The 23039-nt window shown below is 71.0% G+C and carries 17 protein-coding genes and 3 tRNA genes; 6 read left to right on the top strand and 14 right to left on the bottom strand.

Annotated features, from left to right (window positions below; all coding sequences use genetic code 11):
- Positions 1–21: 21 nt before the first annotated feature.
- The 6 genes from OG878_RS26925 to OG878_RS26900 form a co-directional block, all read right to left on the bottom strand.
- The gene (locus OG878_RS26925; protein WP_328889160.1) at positions 22–1332 is read right to left on the bottom strand and encodes an MFS transporter; all 1311 of its coding nucleotides are present in this window, start codon (positions 1330–1332) and stop codon (positions 22–24) included.
- A gap of 42 nt (positions 1333–1374) precedes the next feature.
- Positions 1375–3255, bottom strand: coding sequence for an ABC transporter ATP-binding protein (locus OG878_RS26920; protein WP_328889159.1), 1881 nt, complete (start codon positions 3253–3255; stop codon positions 1375–1377).
- 257 nt (positions 3256–3512) lie between these two features.
- A complete protein-coding gene (locus OG878_RS26915) occupies positions 3513–3707 on the bottom strand; it encodes a hypothetical protein (protein WP_328889158.1) in 195 nt (64 codons plus the stop codon).
- Between the two features lie 642 nt (positions 3708–4349).
- Positions 4350–4426 (bottom strand) — tRNA-Ile (locus OG878_RS26910).
- Positions 4427–4650: 224 nt separating this feature from the next.
- Positions 4651–4723 (bottom strand) — tRNA-Asn (locus OG878_RS26905).
- 5 nt (positions 4724–4728) lie between these two features.
- Positions 4729–4801: transfer RNA gene (locus OG878_RS26900), tRNA-Asn, on the bottom strand.
- Between the two features lie 204 nt (positions 4802–5005).
- Here OG878_RS26900 and OG878_RS26895 point away from each other — a divergent pair.
- The 4 genes from OG878_RS26895 (at position 5006) to OG878_RS26880 (ending at position 10619) form a co-directional block, all read left to right on the top strand.
- Positions 5006–5305 (top strand): YtxH domain-containing protein, encoded by a 300-nt coding sequence (locus tag OG878_RS26895; protein WP_328891392.1) that lies wholly within the window; start codon positions 5006–5008, stop codon positions 5303–5305.
- Between the two features lie 60 nt (positions 5306–5365).
- Positions 5366–6811 carry an FGGY family carbohydrate kinase gene (locus OG878_RS26890; RefSeq protein ID WP_328889157.1) on the top strand — a complete coding sequence of 482 codons (1446 nt, stop codon included), beginning with the start codon at positions 5366–5368 and terminating at the stop codon, positions 6809–6811.
- 149 nt (positions 6812–6960) lie between these two features.
- Positions 6961–8694 carry an ABC transporter ATP-binding protein gene (locus tag OG878_RS26885; protein WP_328889156.1) on the top strand — a complete coding sequence of 578 codons (1734 nt, stop codon included), beginning with the start codon at positions 6961–6963 and terminating at the stop codon, positions 8692–8694.
- On the top strand, positions 8694–10619 hold the full coding sequence (locus tag OG878_RS26880; protein WP_328889155.1) for an ABC transporter ATP-binding protein: 1926 nt from the start codon (positions 8694–8696) through the stop codon (positions 10617–10619). Before OG878_RS26885 ends, OG878_RS26880 begins: the two co-directional genes overlap by 1 nt.
- Before the next feature lie 16 nt (positions 10620–10635).
- Here the strand turns inward: OG878_RS26880 and OG878_RS26875 are convergent, their stop codons facing one another.
- The 6 genes from OG878_RS26875 to OG878_RS26850 form a co-directional block, all read right to left on the bottom strand.
- Positions 10636–11769, bottom strand: a complete 1134-nt coding sequence (locus tag OG878_RS26875) for an RNA polymerase sigma factor (RefSeq protein ID WP_328891391.1) — start codon at positions 11767–11769, stop codon at positions 10636–10638.
- Positions 11770–11996: 227 nt separating this feature from the next.
- Positions 11997–13904 (bottom strand): DNA primase, encoded by a 1908-nt coding sequence (gene dnaG, locus OG878_RS26870; RefSeq protein ID WP_328889154.1) that lies wholly within the window; start codon positions 13902–13904, stop codon positions 11997–11999.
- 126 nt (positions 13905–14030) lie between these two features.
- Positions 14031–15290, bottom strand: coding sequence for an NAD(P)/FAD-dependent oxidoreductase (locus tag OG878_RS26865; RefSeq protein ID WP_328889153.1), 1260 nt, complete (start codon positions 15288–15290; stop codon positions 14031–14033).
- 332 nt (positions 15291–15622) lie between these two features.
- Positions 15623–16933 carry a deoxyguanosinetriphosphate triphosphohydrolase gene (locus OG878_RS26860; RefSeq protein WP_328889152.1) on the bottom strand — a complete coding sequence of 437 codons (1311 nt, stop codon included), beginning with the start codon at positions 16931–16933 and terminating at the stop codon, positions 15623–15625.
- 36 nt (positions 16934–16969) lie between these two features.
- Complete coding sequence (locus OG878_RS26855; protein ID WP_328889151.1) at positions 16970–17905, bottom strand: sirohydrochlorin chelatase; 936 nt, start codon at positions 17903–17905, stop codon at positions 16970–16972.
- A gap of 66 nt (positions 17906–17971) precedes the next feature.
- Positions 17972–18784, bottom strand: a complete 813-nt coding sequence (locus OG878_RS26850) for a Cof-type HAD-IIB family hydrolase (protein WP_443049270.1) — start codon at positions 18782–18784, stop codon at positions 17972–17974.
- Between the two features lie 515 nt (positions 18785–19299).
- Here OG878_RS26850 and OG878_RS26845 point away from each other — a divergent pair.
- Entirely contained in the window at positions 19300–20013 is a 714-nt protein-coding gene (locus OG878_RS26845) for a SanA/YdcF family protein (RefSeq protein ID WP_328889149.1), read from the top strand.
- Positions 20014–20193: 180 nt separating this feature from the next.
- Entirely contained in the window at positions 20194–22284 is a 2091-nt protein-coding gene (locus OG878_RS26840) for a molybdopterin oxidoreductase family protein (protein ID WP_328889148.1), read from the top strand.
- Here the strand turns inward: OG878_RS26840 and OG878_RS26835 are convergent.
- Positions 22244–22711: a gamma-glutamylcyclotransferase family protein gene (locus tag OG878_RS26835; protein ID WP_328889147.1), complete on the bottom strand. Its 468-nt coding sequence runs from the start codon at positions 22709–22711 to the stop codon at positions 22244–22246. The two genes, OG878_RS26840 and OG878_RS26835, sit on opposite strands and share 41 nt — an antisense overlap.
- A gap of 2 nt (positions 22712–22713) precedes the next feature.
- Positions 22714–23025: a divalent-cation tolerance protein CutA gene (cutA, locus tag OG878_RS26830; RefSeq protein WP_328891390.1), complete on the bottom strand. Its 312-nt coding sequence runs from the start codon at positions 23023–23025 to the stop codon at positions 22714–22716.
- Between the last annotated feature and the right edge of the window lie 14 nt (positions 23026–23039).

Here is a 23039-nt window from a genome sequence, read left to right as displayed (position 1 = left end):
GGCCCCGGCCCTGTTCCTCGGTCATGGCTGCGGGTTCTGGGCGTCGTACCGGGCGAACCCCCGCCAGCGCAGCGCGAGCAGCGACACCGCGACCACGCACGCGATGCCGCCGCCGGTGGCCGCGACGGACGGGGACGCCAGATCGGCGACAGAACCCGCCAGGAAGTCCCCGAGCCGCGGCCCGCCGGCCACCACCACGATGAACACGCCTTGCAGCCGCCCGCGCATCGCGTCCGGCACCGCCGTCTGGAGCATGGTGTTCCGGAAGACCATCGAGACGGTGTCCGCGCACCCGGCCAGCGCCAGCAGGGTCAGCCCGAGCCAGAGCTGACGGGTCAGCCCGAAGACGGCGATGGCACCGCCCCAGCAGCTGACGGCGACGATCACCGCGAGCCCGTGCCGTCTGACCCGGCCCAGCCAGCCGGAGAACACACTGCCCAGCAGAGCTCCCAGCCCCGGAGCGGCGACCAGCAGCCCGGCGGTCTTCGCGTCCCCGCCGTACCAGACCACGGCGACGACCGGGAAGAGCGCCCGCGGCTGGGCCAGGACCATGGCGCACAGGTCGGTGAAGAAGGTCATCCGGAGATTGGGCCGGCCCGCCAGGAACCGCAGCCCGTCCACCACGGACGCCCGCTTCTCGCGCTTCTCGCCGTCCTCCCCGCTCTTCGCGCCCTCCTTCTCGCTCTTCACGTCGTCGCCACGGTCGGGAAGCATCGCGGGCAGCCGCCACATCGCGTACAGCGAGGCGGTGAAGGTGATGACATCGACGGTGTACGCGGACCGGTACCCCCACCAGCCGACCATGAGTCCGCCGAGCATCGGCCCGACCAGCGCACCGGTGGTGCTGGTCATGGAGTTGAGGGCGTTGGCAGCGGGCAGCTGATCGGCCGGCAGCAGCCGGGCGATCATCGAACTGCGGGCCGGTGAGTTGAGCGCGAAGCAGACGGCTTGCAGGGCGACGACCGCGTACAGCAGCCCCACCTGCTCCACCCCGGCGACGGTGGCGACGACCAGCACGACGGAGAGCACGAACGAACCGGAGGAGCTGGCCAGACCCAGTTTGCGCCGGTCGAAGGTGTCCGCGACGGCCCCGCCGTACAGCCCGAAGACGACCAGCGGCAGGAGCGAACAGAACCCGATGAGTCCGACCGAGAAGGCGGACCCGGTGATGTCGTACACCTGGAGCGAGACGGCGAGGGCCGTCATCCCCTGCCCGATCCAGGAGACCATGTTCCCGAACCAGAGCCGCCGGTAGTCGGGCGAGGTCCGCAGCGGGGTCAGATCGACGAGTATGCGTGTGCGGTGTACAGGTTCTTCGGTCGTTTCGGTCACAACGGATGGTAACGGCCCGCGCGTGAGCAGCTGCTGCCGCACCTACCGCCAGTGGATTCCGGACGGGCGGGCATGCCGGGCTTTGGAATTGACGGTGCCGTTCCGGCTGGGCTTGGCGTCGAACAGCGTGGCGTACAGACCGCTTCGGCCGAGCAGTTGGGCGTGCGTGCCCGACTCCACCAGACGGCCCTCGTCCAGCACCAGGATGCGGTCGGCGTCGGCGGCGAGCGCCAGGTCGTGCGTGATGACGATGGTGGTGCGCCCTTCGGCGAGGCGTCGCAGCGGGCCGAGGATGCGCTGCGCCGCCAGGGCGTCGAGGCCCGTGGTGGGCTCGTCGAGAAGGAGCACGGGCGCGTCGCGGAGCATGGCACGGGCGATGGCGATGCGCTGCAGCTGGCCTCCGGAGAGCCGGGATGTGCCCGGGGAGACCACGGTGTCGTAGCCGTCGGGGAGGGCACGGATGAAGGTGTGCGCGTCGGCCGCGCGAGCGGCTTCCACGACATCGCTGTGGGTCGCATCGGTGCGCCCGCACGCGATGTTCTCCTCGATGGTGTCGTGCAGGACGAGGGTGTCCTGCGGCAGCAGCGTGATGTTCTGGCGCAGATACGTCAGCGGCAGTTGGTCCACGGACACGCCGTCCAGCCGGATGCTGCCGGAGTCCGGGTCGTAGAACCTGAGCAGCAGAGCGGCCAGCGTCGACTTGCCGGCGCCGCTGGGACCGGTGATGACCAGCAGTTCGCCGGGGACTGTGGTGAACGAGAGTTCCCGGAGAACGGGCTCATGGTTGCCGGGGTAGCGGAAGTCGACCTGCCGCGCCTCGACCTGACCGATCGCGCGCGGCCGGGCGGGCGTCGCGACGGACGCGCCCGGGTCGGTGACGGTGGGCCGGGTGTCGAGGATCTCAAGAAGCCGCTCGGCTCCGGCGGTCGCGGCGGTGGCCGTCAGACCGAGCTGGCCCAGCGAGCGGATCGGCGGGTAGAGGGAACCGACGAAGGCGGCGAAGGCGAGGAGCTGCCCGATCGTCATCCGTCCCGTGGAGATCTGCCACGCACCCAGGCCGATGATCGCCAGGACGCACACGGTTTCGAGAACCTCTACGAGTTGCTCGTAGAGCTCGGCGAGCCGGGTGCCGGTCACCGCCGCCTTGAACCGGGCACGCGCCTTGCCGAGGAGCCGCTCCTCCTCGTCCTGCTGCCTGTTGTACGCCTGGGTCATGACGACGTTGACCAACGTCTCCTCGACCACGGCGGTGATGGCACCGTCCGCCGCACGTCCGCGCCGGGACACCGCGCGCAGCGGCCCCGTGAACAGGCGGGTGGTGAGGTAGAAGAGGGGGACCATGGCAAAGGTGGCGAGGGCCAGCCTCCAGCTCAGCCACACAGCTGCGGCAGCGTAGAAGACGGCGTTGAAGAGAGCGGTCGCAGCCCCGACGATGCCGGAGACCACGAGGGCTTCGATGGCTTCGACATCGCCGGTGAGCCGCTCGACCAGGTCACCGCGGCGATTGCGCTGGTAGAAGTGGGGCGGCAGCGTCTGCAGATGACTGAAGACCTTGGCCCGCAGCCGCATCACGAAGCGTTCGGCGGTCCAGACCGCGAGCGAGCTGCACAGATACCCCACGATCCCACCGATGACGGCCACGGTGAGCCACTGACCAGCAGGTTTCCAGAAGGCACTGACGGATCCCTGCTGCAGAGCGTTGTCGGTCAGGTCCGCGAAGAGAAGGATGGTGATGGTCTCCGCGACCGCGGAGACCATGGCCAGGACGCAGATGAGCAGCAGCCAGCGCCGGTCGCCGTAGGTGAGCGGCCAGAACCGCCGGAACGACCGCACCACGCTGATGGGGTCGGTACGGATCGGAACGTCCGTCACCGATTCCGGGGGCGGCTCGTCGGGGCGCGCAAGGGGGCCGAGAAGACGCATGGGCCTCACATCACTGAGAAGTGCGGAATGCGGACCGCCGCCAGAGCCTCTTCCCGGATCGGGCCGGATCGCGGCGCGAACTGTGATGCCGTCGTGATTCAAGCCTTGAGGAGCGCCCGCCAGAGGCCGCAGGCCGACATGGTCCGAACGGGAGGCCTCTGGGGCGCGGGCCCCAAAACCACGAAGCGGACCCGCGCGATTGCGCGGGCCAGCCTCGTGTAGGGGTTTTGGGGTTTTCGGGATTCTGGGTGGGCGGGTCAGTAGCCGTAGCCGCCACGGCCGAAGCCGCGTCCGAAGCCGCGTCCGTAGCCACGTCCGTAGCCGCGTCCGTAGCCACGTCCGAAGCCGCGTCCGAAGCCGCGTCCGTAGCCGTAACCGTAACCGCCGTAGCCGCCCCAGCCGCCCCAGCGATCCCTGCCACCCCCATGGCGGAAGATGTCACGAACGTTCATCTTCGCCTCCTTTGGGAAGTTTGGTATGCCGCTCCCTGTTTCTGCCGCGGCACTATCGACACTACGACGCCTCAACGGGACCAACAAGTCGTACGCGTACGAATTCGGGCAAAAGTCGTAGAACACCGTAAATTTCCGGAGCTTCGTACGGGGTGACTCTCAGCCGCGAAACGGCTGTCTGTGCAGCTCACAGGCACAACTGGGCACATCCGTACCGGGGCTGACGGTGGCGACCACCCCCGCGAAGACCGGTTCGCTCTCGGGCTGCCGTATCGCTGCGACCGGGCGCTCCGCTCCGCTGCGACCGCAGCTCCGCACCTCTGATCGATCAACTCTGAGACCGACCGGGCACACCGCACCCCTACGAACGCGGCTCCACCACACTCTGATCGATCAACGCCGGGACCCACCGGGCACACCACACCCCTGCCAAGGCAGCTCCGCCACGCTCTGATCGATCAACGCCGGGACCGACCCGGCACACCACACCCCTGCGAACGCAGCTCCGCCACGCTCTGATCGATCAACTCGGGGGCCGACGGGGGGCTTGCGCACACTCCCTGGCGTGTCCTGCACGCCTGACGCGGCCGCACGTGCATCCTTGTCCCAAGAGGCTGGAACGATCCTGCACTGCGGCCGTCGTGGTGGGGCGGGTGGGACTCGAACCCACGGCCGACGGATTATGAGTCCGCTGCTCTAACCGGCTGAGCTACCGCCCCTTTTCGGCGTGGCGCGTACATGTGTGCGCGCCGTCTGCCGCAGCATAGCCGGTCATACGATCTCCCGCTCCGGATGGTCGGCTTCGCCTGACCATGAGGACTTCGCTGCTCGCCGCCCGGTTCCGGACACCGCGAAGAAGATGCAAAAGAGTCCGGAACGGCCTGCGAACCGGCCTCCGGCCCGGCACACGAAAAAGGACCCCGAAGGGTCCTCTTCCGTTCTGCTCCCCCGACTGGACTCGAACCAGTAACCCTCCGGTTAACAGCCGAATGCTCTGCCAATTGAGCTACAGGGGATCGCGCTCCCCCGACTGGACTCGAACCAGTAACCTGCCGGTTAACAGCCGGCTGCTCTGCCAATTGAGCTACAGGGGATTGCTGCGTTTGCACCGAACCCTACCTGCCTGGCTGCTGCCGGGCGGCGCGCGTTCGCTGCGACACATACATTAGCGCAAGCAGGGGGGTGCTCCGCCAATCGGTATCTCCCCGGGTGATCTCGGGTGCCGACGGGTAGGCGGGCAGCACACGTCGCACGCAGCATTCCGCAGCAAGCACGGGAGCAGGAGAAGGGTGGCAGCCATGCGGTACCGGCTCACGTTCATCGCCGGACTGGCCCTCGGTTACGTACTCGGCACACGGGCCGGACGCGAGCGCTACGAACAGCTGAAGAAGTCCGCACGCCAGTTCGCCCAGAACCCGGCTGTGCGCAATACCGCCGAGTCCGCGGCGCAGAGCAGCCGCGAGTTCGCCGGCAAGGCGTACCACGCGGTGAGCGTGAAGGTCGGTGACAAGGTGCCCGCGTCGGTGGCCGCCCGGGTGCGGTCGGTGCGGGAACGGGGTCAGGGCCTCGAGGACGACTGGGGCACCAGCAACACGTGACAGGGGCGACGGCCCGCCGTCCGTACGGGAAAGCTCCGCCGGTGCGGCAGAATCTTCATCATGGGCATAGTCGCCGGCTTGGACAGTTCCTCGGCCTTCACACACATCGTCGTCTGCGATGCGGACACGGGTGCCGTACTCCGGCAGGGGTACGCGGCGCATCCCGTCGAGGCGAAGGCCACCGAGGCCGACCCGCAGGTGTGGCTGCTCTCACTCGGTGAGGCGGCCACCGGCGGGCTGCTCGAAGGTGTGCAGGCCATCGGGGTGTCCGCGCAGCAGCACGGTCTGGTGCCGCTGGACCGGCAGGGCAACCTCGTACGTCCGGCGCTGCTCGGCAACGACAAGCGGGCGCAGGTCGCCGCGGCCGACCTGATCGACGGGCTCGGCGGGCGGCAGGCCTGGGCCGAGGCGGTCGGGTCCGTACCGCAGGCCGCCCAGCCGGTGGCCAAGCTGCGGTGGCTGGCGCGGACCGAGCCGGAGGCGGCTCAGCGGGTCGCTTCGGTGCTGCAGCCGCACGACTGGCTGGTGTGGCAGCTGCTGGGCCGGCCGAACCGGCGGACCACCGACCGGGGCGCCGCGTCCGGGACGGGGTACTGGTCGGCGGGGACCGGTGCGTACCGGCCCGATCTGGTGGAGCTCGCCCTCGGGCAGCAGGCCGCGCTGCCGGAGGTGCTGGGTCCCGCCGAGGCTGCCGGGACGACGCCCGAGGGCCTGCTGATCTCGGCAGGTACCGGCGAGACGATGGCCGCGGCGTTCGGGCTCGGGGTCGGGGCCGGCGACGCGGTGGTGTCGCTGGGGGCCTCGGGGTCGGTGATGGCGGTGCACCACGAGGCGCTGGCCGATCCGTCCGGGACGATCACCTCGTTCGCGGATGCCACCGGGATGCATCTGCCGGTCGTGCACACGCTCAATGCGGTACGGGCGCTGCGGGGCACCGCCGAGATGCTGGGTCTGGAGAATCTGGAGGAGCTGTCCGCGCTGGCTCTGAAGTCGACGCCGGGCTCCTCCGGACTCGTGCTCCTGCCGTATCTGGAGGGCGAGCGCACCCCGCAGCTGCCGCACACGGCGGGCACGCTGAGCGGACTGCGGCGCGAGTCGATGAAGCCGGAACACCTGGCGCGGGCGGCGTTCGAGGGGATGCTGTGCTCGCTGGCCGACGCGCTCGACGTGCTGCGCGGCCGTGGGGTCGAGGTGCGGCGGATGTTCCTGCTGGGGGCGGCCGCCGAGCTGCCGGCGGTGCAGGCGATTGCGCCCGCGCTGTTCGGTGCGCAGGTCGTCGTGCCGCAGCCGGCCGAGTACGCGGCGCTGGGTGCGGCCCGGCAGGCGGCCTGGGCGCTCGGGGTCTCGCAGGGGCGGCTCGACCCGCACACTCCGCCGGCCTGGCAGGGTGCGGCGGCGCAGGTGCTGGAGCCCGGTGAGGATCTGCCGGTCGGCCAGGCGGTGCGGCAGCAGTACAGGGCGACGCGGGACCAGATCCACCCTGGGGCGTTCGGCTCCGCGCTCTGAGCCCGGCGCTCTCGGTGACATGGAGCGCGGCCGTGGATGACCGGGTCACGATTTTGACCTGGGCTTGAGGAAAATCGTTCGCGACCGCGGTGTGCCGTGCCGGAAAATAAGTCGGTTCCCGACCCACCTGCCGACTCCGAGAGACACGCGTGCTCATAAAACTCCTGCGGGCCTATCTCGGTCCGTACAAGAAACCGATCGTGCTGCTGGTGGCGCTCCAGCTGCTGCAGACCTGCGCCACCCTCTATCTCCCCTCCTTGAACGCCGACATCATTGACAACGGTGTCGTCGAGGGGGACACGGGCTACATCCTGGAGTACGGCGGCATCATGATCGCCGTCTCCATCGCCCAGGTCGTCTGCAACATGGGGGCCGTCTTCTACGGCGCACGCACCGCCGCCGCCCTGGGCCGCGACGTCCGGGCGTCGGTCTTCGACCGGGTGCAGTCGTTCTCGGCACGCGAGATCGGGCGCTTCGGCGCACCGACGCTGATCACCCGTACGACCAATGACGTCCAGCAGATCCAGATGCTGGTTTTGATGACGTTCACCATGATGGTCTCGGCGCCGATCATGTGTGTCGGCGGCATCATCCTGGCGCTCGGCCAGGACGTTCCGCTGTCGGCGGTGCTGCTCGCGGTGGTGCCGGTGCTCGGCATCGCGGTGAGCCTCATCGTGAGGAGGATGCGGCCGCTGTTCCGCACGATGCAGGAGCGGCTCGACACGGTGAACCGGGTGCTGCGCGAGCAGATCACCGGCAACCGGGTCATCCGCGCCTTCGTCCGCGACGGGTACGAGGAGAAGCGGTTCCACGGCGCCAACACCGAGTTGACCGATGTGGCGCTCTCCACCGGGCGCCTGATGGCGCTGATGTTCCCGACCGTGATGACGGTCGTGAACGTGTCGTCGATCGCCGTGGTCTGGTTCGGAGCGCACCGGATCGACAGCGGCGGGATGCAGATCGGCGCGCTGACCGCGTTCCTCTCCTATCTGATGCAGATCGTCATGTCGGTGATGATGGCGACCTTCATGTTCATGATGGTGCCGCGTGCCGAGGTGTGCGCCGAGCGCATCCAGGAGGTCCTGGAGACCGATTCGAGCGTGGTGCCGCCGGTCGCACCGGTGCGGGAGCTGCGCGCCCACGGTCATCTGGAGGTGCGGGGTGCGGACTTCCGCTACCCGGGCGCCGAGGAGCCGGTGCTGCGGTCGGTGGATCTGGTGGCGCGGCCCGGCGAGACGACGGCGATCATCGGGTCGACAGGCAGCGGGAAGTCGACGCTGCTCGGGCTCGTGCCGCGGCTCTTCGACGTGACCGACGGCCAGGTGCTGGTCGACGGCACGGACGTGCGGACGCTGGAGCCGGCATTGCTGGCGAAGACGGTGAGCCTGGTTCCGCAGAAGCCCTATCTGTTCTCCGGGACGGTCGCGACGAACCTGCGGTACGGGAACCCGGACGCGACCGACGAGGAGCTCTGGCACGCGCTGGAGGTCGCGCAGGCCAAGGAGTTCGTCGAGGAGCTGGAGCACGGCCTGCACGCACCGATCGCGCAGGGCGGCACCAATGTCTCCGGCGGACAGCGGCAGCGCCTCGCGATCGCGAGGACGCTGGTGCAGCGGCCGGAGATCTATCTCTTCGACGACTCGTTCTCCGCGCTCGACTACGCGACGGATGCCGCACTGCGCGGGGCGCTGGCGCAGGAGACGGCCGAGTCGACCGTGGTGATAGTGGCGCAGCGGGTGTCCACCATCCGTGACGCGGACCGGATCCTGGTGCTCGACGAGGGGCGGGTCGTCGGATCCGGCACCCATCACGAGCTGATGGACGGCAACGAAACATACCGGGAGATCGTGCTCTCCCAGCTGACGGAAGCGGAGGCCGCGTAATGGCCGGGCCTGGCGGACGCATGATGGCGGGCGGGGCGCCGACCGACCGGTCCATGGACTTCAAGGGGTCGTCGAAGCGGCTGCTGCGGCGCTTCGCGGCGGAGAAGACCACGCTGTACGTGATGCTGACGGCCGGCGTGCTGAGCGTCGCGCTCTCGGTCGTGGGGCCGAAGATCCTCGGCAAGGCCACCGACCTGGTGTTCGCCGGGGTCATCGGCCGGCGACTGCCGGAGGGGACGACGAAGGAGCAGGCCGTCGAGGGCCTGCGCAAGACCAACGGCGGCCTGGCCGACCTGCTCTCCGGGGTCGACTTCACCCCCGGCCAGGGCATCGACTTCGATGCGGTGGGCAACGTCCTGCTGACGGCACTGGCGGTCTACGTCGGTGCCGGTCTGCTGATGCTGGTGTCGACGCGGCTGTCGATCCGGGTGATCAACCGGATCGTGTTCCAGCTGCGCGAGGACATCCAGTCGAAGCTTTCGCGGCTGCCGCTGTCCTACTTCGACCGGGCCAAGCGCGGCGAGGTGCTCAGCCGGGCGACGAACGACATCGACAACATCTCGCAGACGCTGCAGCAGACGATGGGGCAGCTCATCAACTCGGCGCTGACCATCGTCGGCGTGCTGATCATGATGTTCTGGATCTCGCCGCTGCTGGCGCTGGTCGCGCTGGTGACGGTGCCGCTGTCGGTGGTCGTGGCGACGAAGGTCGGCAAGCGGTCGCAGCCGCAGTTCGTGCAGCAGTGGAAGGTGACGGGCAAGCTCAACGCCCACATCGAGGAGATGTACACCGGGCACACCCTGGTGAAGGTCTTCGGGCGGCAGGAGGAGTCCGCGAAGGACTTCGCCGAGCAGAACGACGCACTGTACGAGGCGAGCTTCCGGGCGCAGTTCAACAGCGGGGTCATGCAGCCGCTGATGATGTTCGTGTCGAACCTGAACTATGTACTGATCGCCGTCGTCGGTGGGCTGCGGGTGGCGTCGGGTGCGCTGTCGATCGGTGACGTGCAGGCGTTCATCCAGTACTCGCGGCAGTTCTCGATGCCGCTGACGCAGGTCGCCTCGATGGCGAACCTGGTGCAGTCGGGTATCGCCTCGGCCGAGCGGATCTTCCAGCTGCTGGACGCCGAGGAGCAGGATCCCGACCCCGAGACGGGTACGCGCCCGGCGGAGCTGCTCGGCAGCGTCTCGTTGGAGAAGGTGTCGTTCCGCTACGACCCGGACAAGCCGCTCATCGAGAACCTGTCGCTGAACGTCGAGCCGGGCCACACGGTCGCCATCGTCGGCCCGACCGGTGCCGGCAAGACGACGCTGGTCAACCTGCTGATGCGGTTCTACGACGTGACGGGCGGCCGGATCGCTCTCGACGGGGTCGACGTGGCGAAGATGTCGCGCGACGAGCTGCGGTCGGGAATCGGCATGGTCCTGCAGGACACCTGGCTGTTCGGCGGGTCGATCGCGGACAACATCGCGTACGGCGCTGCGCGCGAGGTCACCCGGGAGGAGATCGAGGAGGCGGCCCGGGCGGCCCACGCCGACCGCTTCATCCGTACGCTGCCGGACGGTTACGACACGGTGATCGACGACGAGGGGACCGGGGTCAGCGCGGGCGAGAAGCAGCTGATCACCATTGCGCGGGCGTTCCTGTCCGACCCGGTGATCCTGGTCCTCGACGAGGCGACGAGCTCCGTCGACACCCGTACCGAGGTGCTGATCCAGAAGGCGATGGCCCGCCTCGCGCACGGCCGTACGAGCTTTGTGATCGCGCACCGGCTCTCCACCATCCGGGATGCGGACGTCATCCTGGTGATGGAGAACGGGGCGATCGTCGAACAGGGCACGCACGACGAGCTGTTGGATGCGCAGGGGGCGTACTCCCGGCTGTACACGGCGCAGTTCGCGCAGGCGGTCGCCGAGGTCGACTGACCGCTTCGGTACGTCCTCAGTCCAGGTAGCCGCGGAGCTGGTCGGCGAAGGCGTGGTCCCGCAGCTTGTTGAGGGTCTTGGATTCGATCTGGCGGATGCGTTCGCGTGTCACGCCGAAGATCCGGCCAATCTCTTCGAGTGTGCGGGGCCGCCCGTCGGCCAGCCCGTAGCGCAGCTGGACCACTTTCCGCTCGCGCTCGTTCAGGGTGGAGAGCACCGCTTCGAGGTGCTCGCGCAGCAGCAGGAACGCGGCGGACTCCACGGGGGACGCCGCGTCCCCGTCCTCGATCAGGTCGCCGAGCGCGACGTCGTCCTCCTCGCCGACCGGCGCGTGCAGCGAGACGGGTTCCTGGGCGAGCCGCAGCACTTCGCCGACCCGTTCCGGCGTCAGATCGAGCTGGGCGGCGACCTCTTCGGGCGTCGGCTCGTAGCCGCGCTCCTGGAGCATCCGGCGCTGGACCCGCACGACGCGGTTGATCAGCTCGACGACGTGGACCGGGACCCTTATGGTGCGTGCCTGGTCGGCGAGGGCGCGGGACATGGCCTGCCGGATCCACCAGGTCGCGTACGTCGAGAACTTGTAGCCCCGGGCGTAGTCGAACTTCTCGACGGCCCTGATCAGTCCGAGGTTTCCCTCCTGGACCAGATCGAGCATGGTCAGGCCGCGGCCGACGTAGCGTTTGGCGACGGAGACGACGAGCCGCAGGTTCGCCTCGATCAGGCGGCGCTTCGCCATCCGCCCCATGACCACCAACCGGTCGAGATCAACGGCGAGTTGGGAGTCGGGGTCCGGGGTGGACGCGAGCCGCTCCTCGGCGAACAGGCCGGCTTCGACGCGGCGGGCGAGCTCCACCTCGTCGGCGGCGGTGAGGAGCGGGACCCGTCCGATCTCCCGCAGGTACTGACGGAAGAGGTCGGAGGACGGGCCGCCGGTGTCGGGGCGGCCACGGGGCTCCGGAAGTTCGGGCACCTCCGCCTGCTCCTCCACGAGGGCGTCTTCCGGGACGGCCGCCTCGGGCGGTTCGGGCTCGTGGGGTGTCGGTGGGTCCACCGCCGCCTCCGGATGACGCGTGGCCCGGTTCTGCGCGGGGACGGCCGAGACACGCTCGGTTGTGGTCACGGTCCGGGTCTGCACGGGGGCGACCTCCAGGTGATCGCTGCCGGATCGCGGGGATGGGAGGCCCACCGTCCGGTGGGCCGACCGCGCTCCGATGACTCAGGCACCGCCACCCAGTGTGGGGGAAGACACATCGCCGCCACGAGGGGCGTGCGCGGACTTTCTGAGTCCGTTCCGTGACCGGTCGGTTACGGGAGGCCGTTACGCATGGGGACCGGGTCCGCGGGCCCGGAGCGGGGTCCGTGAGGGGCGCGGGCGCGTCAGAGCGCGTCGGCGCCGTTGTTCCGCAGGGACTGGGCGTACTGCTGGAGGACCCAGACCTCGTTCTGCGCGGCCGCCAGATGGTCGGGGGCCACATTGCTGCCGAGGCGGGTGAGGCTGCCCTGGACGTCGTTGATGCGGCGGTCGACGGCGCGCAGCCGCACCTTGACCAGATGCTCGCCCGCGTACGCCTCGTCGATGGACTTGCCGTGGAAGACCTCGACGGCGAGCTCGGTGACCAGCTTGCGCACCGTGTCGTTGGGGGCGGCGTCGAGGATGCCGACCAGATACTCGCGGGTGTCGGCGAGGCCTTGCTCGGCGCCCCCCGACTCCGCGATGCACTGGCGCACCGCCGCGTACGGCGGGGCGGTGAACTCGTCGGCCCCGTAGGCGTCGAAGGCCGGGGAGACCAGGGCGGGCCGCTGTAGGGCGAGCTTGAGCAGTTCGCGCTCGGTGCGGTGGGCCGGGCTGCGGAGATTGAGTGCGGGGCCCGAGGGGCCGGCGGTGGGCCGGACCTGCTGGTGCTGCGGGGGGCCGGTGCGGGAGGAGGCGGGCGCGGGGCCCCGGTCGCCGCGGTCGCGGGCCCAGCGGGCGAGCTGGGCGACCCGCTTGACGACGAACTGGGTGTCGAGGATGCCGAGCATCCCGGCCAGCTGGACGGCGACCTCGTGCTGCGAGGAGCTGTTCTTGATCCGGGCGACGACGGGGGCGGCCTCGTCGAGTGCGGCGCCGCGGCCCGCCGGGGTCTCCAGGTCGTACCGCCCGACGATCTGGCGGAGCGCGAACTCGAAGAGCGGCGTGCGGGGCTCGACCAGGTCGCGGACGGCTTCGTCGCCCTTGACCAGGCGCAGATCGCACGGGTCCATGTTGTCCGGGGCGATCGCGATGTACGTCTCCGCGGCGAACTTCTGGTCGTCCTCGAAGGCGCGCAGGGCGGCCTTCTGGCCGGCCGCGTCACCGTCGAACGTGAAGATCACGCGGGCGCTGCCGTTGTCCATCAGGAGCCGGCGCAGGATCTTGATGTGGTCGCCGCCGAAGGCCGTGCCGCAGGTGGCGATGGCGGTGGTGACGCCGGCGAGGTGACAGGCCATGACGTCGGTGTAGCCCTCGACGACGACGGCGCGGCTGGCCTTCGCGATGTCCTTCTTCGCGAGGTCGATGCCGTAGAGCACCTGCGACTTCTTGTAGATCGCGGTCTCGGGGGTGTTGAGGTACTTCGGCCCGTTGTCGTCGTCGCGGAGCTTGCGGGCGCCGAAGCCGACGACCTCGCCGGACGTGTCGCTGATCGGCCACATCAGCCGGCCGCGGAAGCGGTCGATGGGGCCGCGACGGCCGTCCTGGGAGAGTCCGGAGGTGATGAGCTCCCGGTCGCTGAATCCCTTGCCGCGGAGGTAGCGGGTGAGGTGGTCCCAGCCGGCCGGGCTGTAGCCGACGCCGAAGTGGGCGGCCGCCGCCTGGTCGAAGCCGCGCTCGGCGAGGAACTTCCGGCCGATCTCCGCCTCGGGGCCGTCCAGCTGCTCGACGTAGAACTGAGCCGCGATCTTGTGCGCCTCGACCAGCCGGATGCGTTCGCCGCGCTGATGGGAGGGGTTGTAGCCGCCCTCCTCGTAACGCAGGGTGATGCCCGCCTTGGCGGCGAGCCGCTCGACCGTCTCGGAGAAGGAGAGATGGTCGATCTTCATCACGAACGCGATGGTGTCGCCGCCCTCCTGGCAGCCGAAGCAGTGGAAGAGTCCCTTGCTCGGGCTGACCTGGAAGGAGGGCGACTTCTCGTCGTGGAACGGGCAGAGACCCTTGAGGTTGCCTCCGCCCGCGTTCCGCAGCTGGAGGTACTCGGAAACGACGGCGTCGATCGGGACCGCGTCCCGTACCGCCTTCACATCGTCGTCATTGATCCTGCCTGCCACGGGTGAAGTCTACGGGGGAGGACGAGCGGCGCGGGGGCACGGTCGGCGACGCGGACGCCGGACGGGACCATGATCACGACCGTCCGGCGGCGGGGAACGCGGTGCGAACGCCGTCCGGCGGGCGGCTCAGATCAGGGACTCCAGCGGTACCGACGGATCCGCGAGCACGTCCGGGTCGACCTGTCCGCCTGTCCGGATCAGTTCCTGCACGGTCTCGGTGACGTCCCACACATTGACGTTCATCCCGGCCAGCACCCTGCGGTCCTTCAGCCAGAACGCGATGAACTCCCGCTTGCCCGCGTCGCCGCGGATGACGACCTGGTCGTACGAGCCCGGCGGCGCCCAGCCCGAGTACTCCAGCCCCAGGTCGTACTGGTCGGAGAAGAAGTACGGCACACGGTCGTAGCCGACGTCCTGGCCGAGCATGGCGCGGGCCGCGGCCGGGCCGCTGTTCAGCGCGTTCGCCCAGTGCTCGACCCGCAGCCGGGTACCGAACAGGGGGTGCTGCATATTGGCCACGTCCCCGGCCGCGTAGATGTCCGGGTCGGAGGTGCGCAGCGAGGCGTCGACGGCGATGCCGCCGCCGTCGGTGCGGGCGGCGAGCGTGAGACCGGCGGCTTCGGCGAGGGCGGCGCGCGGGGCGGCACCGATCGCGGCGAGGACGTCGTGGGCGGGGTGCTCCTCGCCGTCGTCGGTGCGGGCGGCGAGGACCATGCCGTCCTGGCCGACGATCTCGGTGAGCCTGACACCGAAGCGGAAGCGGACGCCGTGGTCGCTGTGGAGCTCGGTGAAGATCTGGCCGAGCTCGGGGCCCACGACCCGGAGCAGCGGGGTCGCCTCCGGTTCGACGACGGTGACCTCGGCGCCGTATCCACGGGCCGCCGCCGCGACCTCCAGACCGATCCAGCCGGCTCCGGCGATCACCAGATGGCCGTTGTCGCGGCCGAGCGCGGACAGCACGTTCTTCAGACGGTCGGCGTGGGCGAGGCGGCGCAGATGGTGGACACCTGCCAGGTCCGTTCCGGGGATGTCCAGGCGGCGCGGTTCGGCGCCGGTGGTGAGCAGCAGCTTGTCGTAGTGGATGACGGTGCCGTCGCCGAGCTCCACGGAGCGGGCGCCCCGGTCGATACCGACGACGGGCTGGCCGAGGTGGAGCTCCACGTCCGCGCCCGCGTACCAGGCCGTCTCATGGACGAAGACGCTGTCCCGGGCCTCCTTGCCGGCCAGATAGCCCTTGGAGAGGGGAGGCCGTTCGTACGGATGGTCACGCTCATCGCCGACCAGGATCACCCGGCCGCTGAAACCCTCCGAACGGAGCGTTTCGGCCGCCTTGGCTCCTGCCAGTCCCCCGCCGACGATGACGAACGTCCGATGTGCGTCGACCACTTGATGCCTCCTCGGTGCTTGCTGCGCGGCGCCGCCAACTGCGAGCGTCCCGCACGCAGCGTGATGGCGAAAGAGGGTGTACCCCGATCAGGTCACCCGGGGTGGCCGGAGACCGGGGTGCCGACCGTGGCCGGCGCCGCGATGAGCAGGGCCGCGGACGCAGCCGCGGACCCGCCCGGCGCGGCATGTGCTCCCAGCACATCACCTGTGTCCGTGCGGGGCCGCCCCCGCCGCGCCCCACGGCGCCAGGACTTGTCCGGCGGCCGGACAAGGGGACGCGACGGCGGGGCTCACCCCGGCGGTGGTCCGAGGCGGTCGCGGTGGAGCGCCCCTCACTTGCCCCGCGACGTGAGGGAGGCGTGCAGTGAGCGGGCCGAGGCGTCCGTGAGGGCAGCGATCTGGTCGACCAGGACGCGCTTGCGGGCCCGGTCGTCGCGGGCGTGGTCGTACAGCGCGCGGAACTGCGGTTCCAGCCCTTCCGGGGCACGCGCGGTCAGCGCGGCGGCCAGCTCCGCGATGACGATCCGCTGATCGGCGCGGATCGCTTCCTGTTCGGCGCGCTGCATCACATAGCGGTCGGCGACCGCCTTCAGCACCGCGCATTCGTTGCGCGCCTCGCGCGGGACGACGAGTTCGGCCCTGTACCTCCCGAGGCGGCCGTAGCCGTACGCCTCCCGGGTCGCGGTCTCGGCGGCGAGACAGAACCGGCCGATCAGCTGGCTCGTCGCATCCTTCAGCCGGGCCTGGGCGACGGCGGACCCGTCGTAGCCGTGCGGCCACCACTCCTGGCCGATGAGCCGGTCGAGGGCTTCGGCCAGCTCCTGCGGGTCGGTGTCGGGCGGCACGTACCGCCCGATCGCCACCTCCCAGATGTCGCGGCGCTCCGGCTCGGCGAAGAGGCAGTTGGGATCGATGTGACCGGCGTGCAGCCCGTCCTCGAAATCGTGCACCGAGTACGCGACGTCGTCGGACCAGTCCATCACCTGGGCCTCGAAGCACTTGCCGTGTCGCGGGGCGCCCGTGCGGGCCCACTCGAAGACCGGCAGGTCGTCCTCGTACACCCCGAATTTCGGGGAGCCGGGCCCGTTGGGGTGGCCGCCGCGCGGCCACGGGTACTTGGTGGCGGCGTCGAGCGCCGCCCGGGTCAGGTTGAGCCCGACGCTGGCCAGCTCACCGCTCTGTACGTCGCGCACGAACCGCTTCGGCTCCAGCCGGGTCAGCAGCCGCAGCGACTGCGCGTTGCCCTCGAAGCCGCCGCAGTCCGAGGCGAAGTCGTTGAGCGCCTGCTCGCCGTTGTGCCCGAACGGCGGGTGGCCCATGTCATGCGCCAGACAGGCCGTCTCGACCAGGTCGGGATCGCAGCCGAGCGCGGCGCCGAGCTCCCGGCCGACCTGGGCGCACTCCAGGGAGTGGGTGAGCCTGGTCCGGGGGCTGGCGTCCCAGGCGAGGCTGCGGGTGCCCGGCGTAACGACCTGGGTCTTCCCGGCGAGCCGGCGCAACGCGGCGGAGTGCAGCACGCGGGCGCGGTCCCGCTGGAACGCGGTGCGGCCCGGCCGTTTGTCGGGTTCGGTGTCCCAGCGCTCGGTGTCGGCCGCGCCATAGGGCGCGGTGCCGTTTTCCTGTGTGCCCCGCGTACCGTCCATGGTCCCGACAGTAAACGGCCGGACCGACAGGACGGCTCAGGCGGACGCCAGGAGATGGTTGTTCCTCCCTGCTTCAGATGCCGGAAGCACACCGGCCAGCGCCTGGTCGTACCGGCGCAGGAGCAGCCGTGCCATCGCCGGATGCGCGCCGAGCGGGGCCGCCGCGGCACCGGGGGCGGCAGCGGCGGCGGCCGCCGCGAAGCGGCCGGGCGCGGTGAAGTACGAGGCGACGGCGACCTGGCTGCGGCCGCGGGCGGCGAGGGCGCGCACCGCGACGGGGACGGTGGGTGTGGCGGCGGAGGCGTACGCCGGGACGACGGGCACCCCGCCGAGCCGTTCGCTGAGCATCCGCGCGGTACGGCGGGTGTCGGCGGCCGAGTCGGGATCGCGCGATCCGGCGGCGGCGAGGACCACGGCGGAGCTGCGGCCGCCGGTCTCCCCGGCCGGCCAGCCGGCTTCGACGAGCCGCCCGTACAGCGCCTCGACGAGCAGCGGGTGCGGGCCGAGCGGCGCGGCGATCGTGGCCCGCAGGGCGGGTGCGGCGGCGGCCGCCGCCGCGGGTATGTCGCGCTTGACGTGGTGGCCGCGGCCGAGCAGCAGCGGCACGAGGACGGCGTCACCGGAGCCCAGGCCGGCCAGGGCCGACGGCAGGAGCGGTTCGTTCAGCTCGATGTGGCCGAGCCGGACGTCCAGGCCGGGGCGCAGCTCCCGTACCCGTTCCAGCAGTTCCGTGACCGTGCGCAGCGCCTGCGGGTTCCGGCTGCCGTGGGCCACGGCGACGAGCGCGGGTGCCGGGGGCGGGGTGGTGCTCGGTGCGGGCCGGCCGGTGCGGTGGTGCATGGGTCTGCGCGTTCCGTTCAGGGAGACATGGCTGAGCTGGGTGCCGAGCTGTGCGGTGATGCGGGTCAACAGTTGCGCTGTGCTGTCGAGAGGCAGGGATTCACGGGGCTGTGCCGATGCCGACTCCGTCATGGACCGATGGTGACGGGCGCAGGTTGCCGGGTCGTTGCGCACGGGTGACGGGTGTTTGCTGTGCGCTCACGGCGCGGTGGGCGGTCCGAAGAACCGCTCCAGGACGAGGGCGACGCCGTCCTCCTCGTTGGACACCGTGTGCGACGGTACGGCGGCGAGCACGTCCGGGTGGGCGTTGCCCATGGCGTAGCCGGTGCCCGCCCAGTCGAGGACCGTCAGGTCGTTGGGCATGTCCCCGAAGGCGATGACCTCCGTGGCGTCGATGCCGCGTCCGGCGCAGAGTTCGGCGAGGGTGCCCGCCTTGGTGACACCGGATGCGCTGATCTCCAGGAGCCCGCGCCCGCCGGAGTGGGTGAACTGCACGTCACTGCCCGCCGGGCCGGCCCCCTGCCGGGCCGTGGCCAGCAGGGTGTCCGCGTCGAGCCGGGCCGACCAGGCGAGGAGCTTGGTGACGGGTACGTCGGTCAGCCACAGATCCGCCAGGGACGGCACGGGCCGTTCGGCATCGATGTCCTCGGACATGCGCAGCCGGTACGCCGGTTCGTACAGGATGTGGTTTCCGGTCTCCAGCGCGAAACCCACCTCGGGCAGAACGACGGCGAGTGCGGTGGCCACGCGCTGGGCGACGCTGACGGCCAGGGCACGCCAGGAGACGACCGTACGCGTCCCGATGTCGTAGACGAGGGCGCCGTTGCTGCACACCGCCGTCCCCGTCAGCCCGGTCGCCTCGGCGATCCGGTCGACGAACCTGGGGGGCCTGGCGGTGACGAGGACGACCTCCGCGCCGGCGCTCTCGGCCGAGCGCAGGGCGCGGAGGGTGCGGGGCGAGAGGGAGCCGTCGCGGCGCAGAAGAGTGCCGTCGAGATCGGAGGCGATCAGCCGGGGTAGCAGCATCGGCCGATGCTACTGGGCGCGGTCCGCACCCGGTGGGCGTACGACGCGCTCCGCCGCCGCATGCCACCGGCGCGGCGGCGACGGCGCTCTCGGCTGTGACCCGGGTTGGTCCGGGTGGAGCCCCAGCGGTCGCAGCGCGGCTGCCCGGACGCGGACCGTGATCCAGCCACGCCAACGCCCGTCCGGTCCGGGGCCGCAGGCCAGGTCGCAGCGCACGTCGTCGAGGGGGAACGGCATCCGGTCGATGCCCCGGTCCCGCAGTCAGGCGCGGACGGCGGCCGCCGGGCGCGGGCAGCCCTTCGTGTTCACGTACGAGGCGACGGTCACCCGGCCGTCGGTGCCGGTGCCGGTGCTTGCGGGGGAACTCGGACGGTTCATGGGCCCATGATGCCCGGCAGCACGGCAGACGGCGCCGGCGGAAAAAGGCGCGGGGCGGAGAACCCTTCTGCCCCGGTACTCGTCCGACCAGGTGACGCGATGACACCGACCAAGGGGCTCCGATGCGAGGTAAGTGGCCGCGATGGATGGGCCGGCCCGGACGGCTGCGGCCCCGGCTGCCGCGCACGCGGCGTGGGCAACGCCGCCTCGTACAGGGGGTGATGGCCGCGTGTGTGCTGGGGCTGGCACCGGCCACGTGGATGTACTCCGTGGCCGGCGCCCGGGTCCGAACGGCCGCGGACGCGCCCGCGCAGCAGGTCGCCGTGGTGTTCGGGGCCGGGTTGTGGGACGGGAAGCCGTCGCCGTATCTCGCGAACCGGCTGAACGCGGCCGCCGGGCTGTACCGCGACGGCAAGGTGAGGGTCGTGCTGGTGACCGGTGACAACAGCCGGAAGGAGTACGACGAGCCGGATGCCATGCGGACGTATCTCGTGGTGCGCGGGGTGCCGGACAAGCGGATCGTCAGCGACTTCGCCGGGTTCGACACCTGGGACTCCTGTGTGCGGGCCAAGAAGATCTTCGGGGTGGACCGGGCCTTGCTGGTGAGCCAGGGGTTCCACATCCGGCGGGCGATCGCGCTGTGCCGGGCCGCGGGGATCGATGCGTACGGGGTCGGGGTCGACGCCAAGCACGATGCGACCTGGTACTACGGCGGGACGCGGGAGGTGTTCGCGGCGGGAAAGGCGGCGCTGGACGCGGTGTTCAAGCCGGATCCGCACTTCCTGGGGCCCCGGGAGCCCGGGGTCGGGGAGGCGCTGGCGACGGGCGGGCGATGAGGCACCGGGCGGCCGGCGGGCGGGGAGCCGCGGCCCGCCTCGCCGCTTCGGTGCGGGCCGGCCCCACGGGCCGGTGGGCGCCGACCTCACCGGGCCCGTGCACGCAGGCTGAGGTGCACGTTCCGGTGGCGTAACCGGTCGCGGGCGCCTCCGTAACACCCGGCTCGCACGCTGGGTCCCATGACCCGCACCGAGACCGCTCCCACCGCCACCCACTGCCCCTACTGCTCGCTGCAGTGCGGGATGAATCTGCGACCGGCCGACGGCGGTGCGGTGGCCGAGGTCCTCGAGCGCCCCGACTTCCCCGTCAACCGCGGCGCCCTGTGCGGCAAGGGCCGGACCGCGCCCGCCGTGCTGTCCTCACGCGTACGGCTGACCGGACCGCTGGTACGCAATCCCGGCAGTGGCGAGCTGGAGCCGGCCGGCTGGGACGAGGCGCTGGAACGGATCGCCGGCGGACTCGGCCGTACCCGATCCGTGCACGGGCCCGACGCGGTGGGGGTGTTCGGCGGTGGCGGCCTCACCAACGAGAAGGCGTACGCGCTCGGGAAGTTCGCCCGGGTGGTGCTCGGTACCTCGCAGATCGACTACAACGGGCGCTTCTGCATGTCGTCGGCGGCCGCCGCGCACCAGCGGTCCTTCGGCCTCGACCGCGGGCTGCCGTTCCCCCTGGAGGACATCGCGCGCACCGGCTGCGTGATTCTCGTCGGGTCGAACCTCGCCGAGACGATGCCTCCCGCACTGCGTTATCTGACCGAACTGCGGGAGAACGGAGGCCGGTTGATCGTCATCGACCCGCGCCGGACCCGGACCGCCGAGCAGGCCGATCTGCATCTGGCACCCCGGCCAGGCACCGACCTGGCGCTGGCGCTCGGGATGCTGCATCTGGTGGTCGCGACAGGGCGGGTGGACGAGGAGTTCGTACGCGACCGGACGCGTGGCTGGGACGAGGCCAGGACCGCCGTGATGGCGCAGTGGCCGGAGCTCGTGGAGCGGCTGACCGGAGTGCCGGTGCCACAGCTGCGGGAGGCCGTCGAGATGTTCTGCGATGCGCGGAACGCGATGGTGCTGACCGCGCGCGGACCGGAGCAGCAGTCCAAGGGGACGGACACGGTGGGCGCCTGGATCAACCTCTGCCTGGCCACCGGCCGGGCGGGCAGACCACTGTCCGGATACGGCTGCCTGACCGGGCAGGGCAACGGCCAGGGCGGCCGTGAACACGGCCAGAAGGCCGATCAGTTGCCCGGTTACCGCAAGCTCACCGACCCGGCCGCGCGCCGCCATGTGGCCGGGGTGTGGGGGGTCGACCCGGACTCGCTGCCGGGGCCGGGACGCAGTGCGTACGAACTCCTCGACGCGCTGGGGACGGACGTGCGGGCGCTGCTGGTGATGGGGTCCAATCCGGTGGTGTCGGCGCCGCACGCCGCGCATGTGGAAGGGCGGCTGCGGTCGCTGGACTTCCTCGCGGTCGCGGACGTGGTGCTGTCGGAGACGGCGGCGCTGGCCGATGTGGTGCTGCCGGTGACGCAGTGGGCGGAGGAGACCGGGACGACGACCAATCTGGAGGGCCGGGTGCTGCTGCGGCAGCGGGCGGTCACCGCGCCGGACGGCGTCCGCAGCGATCTGGAGGTCCTGCACGGGCTGGCCGCGCTCCTCGGGCACGGCAAGGGGTTCCCCACCGACCCGGAGGAGGTCTTCGGCGAGCTGCGGCGAGCCTCGGCGGGCGGTCCCGCCGACTATGCGGGGATCACCTACGAGCGGATCGCGGCGGAGGACGGGGTGTTCTGGCCGTGTCCGGACGAGGGACACGCCGGTACGCCGCGGCTGTTCCTGGACCGGTTCGCGACGGGCGACGGGCGGGCGAGGTTCGTACCCGTGACGCACCGTCCGGCGGCCGAGGAGACGGACAGGGAGTATCCGGTGGTGCTGACGACCGGACGGGTGGTCGCCCAGTACCAGTCGGGGGCGCAGACCCGCCGGGTCGACGAGCTCAACGCCGCCGCCCCCGGGCCGTTCGTCGAGCTGCATCCGCGGCTCGCCGAGCGGATCGGGGTGGCCGAGGGCGATCCGGTGGCGGTGACCTCGCGGCGGGGGCGGGCGGTGGCGCCGGCCCGGATCACCGGGACGATCCGGCAGGACACCGTCTTCATGCCGTTCCACTGGGCGGGTGAGGGCCGGGCCAACACACTGACGAACCCGGCCCTGGACCCGGTGTCGCGGATGCCGGAGTTCAAGGTGTGCGCGGTGCGTGTGGAGGCGGCCGCCGGGTGAGCCAATCGCCTCCGGGGATGGGGATGCCGCCGGTGCGCAGGGAGCGGGTGACGGGGGCGGCGGCGAGGTAGACCCAGGCGCGGGCGGTTGCGGGGGCGGGCGGGACCGCGCCCGGGAGGCGGACCTCGCGGGCGACCCGCTCGTAGAGATTGCGCGGGTGCCCCGGTCCGCCGTACTCCTCCAGCCGGTCGAGGAGGACGAGCAGTTCCGCGTACACGGCGGGCGCGGCCGTGACGAGCGTGCCGCGCACGGCGCCGGGGCCGTCGATCGCGTACGGGTAGCCGGGGCCGTCGTACAGCAGGGCACCCGGCAGCACCGCCGGCTGTTCGGCGACCGCGCGGTCGCGGAGGAGCAGGTCGTGGTTGCGTTCGCCGGGGAGCAGCGTGCCGTAGACGAAGAAGGGCAGTTCGGGGTCGGTCGGCGGCATGGTCAGAGGGCCGTGACCGGGACCGTCTCCGCGGTCACCCAGGCGAGGTAGCGCTCGCTTCCCCGCACCACCGGCGTCGCGATGATCTCCGGGGTCTCGTAGTCGTGCACCGCCAGAAGGTGTTCCTCCAGCTCGTCGTAGCGCTCGGCCACCGTCTTGAACAGCACCTGCCACTCCTCCGTGGTCTCGATGGCGTTCCGCCACCGGTAGACGGAGGTGACGGGCGCGGAGATCTGCGCGCATGCCGCGAGCCGCGCCTCCACCGCGCCCTGGGCGAGGTCGTGGGCCTTCTCCTCGCTGTCCGTGGTGGTCATCACTGTCAGCCATG

This window comes from Streptomyces sp. NBC_00316 (genome assembly GCF_036158715.1).
Classification (GTDB): domain Bacteria; phylum Actinomycetota; class Actinomycetes; order Streptomycetales; family Streptomycetaceae; genus Streptomyces.
The sequence above is the reverse complement of the archived record's forward strand: the minus strand, read 5'-3'. Positions and strand labels throughout refer to the sequence as shown.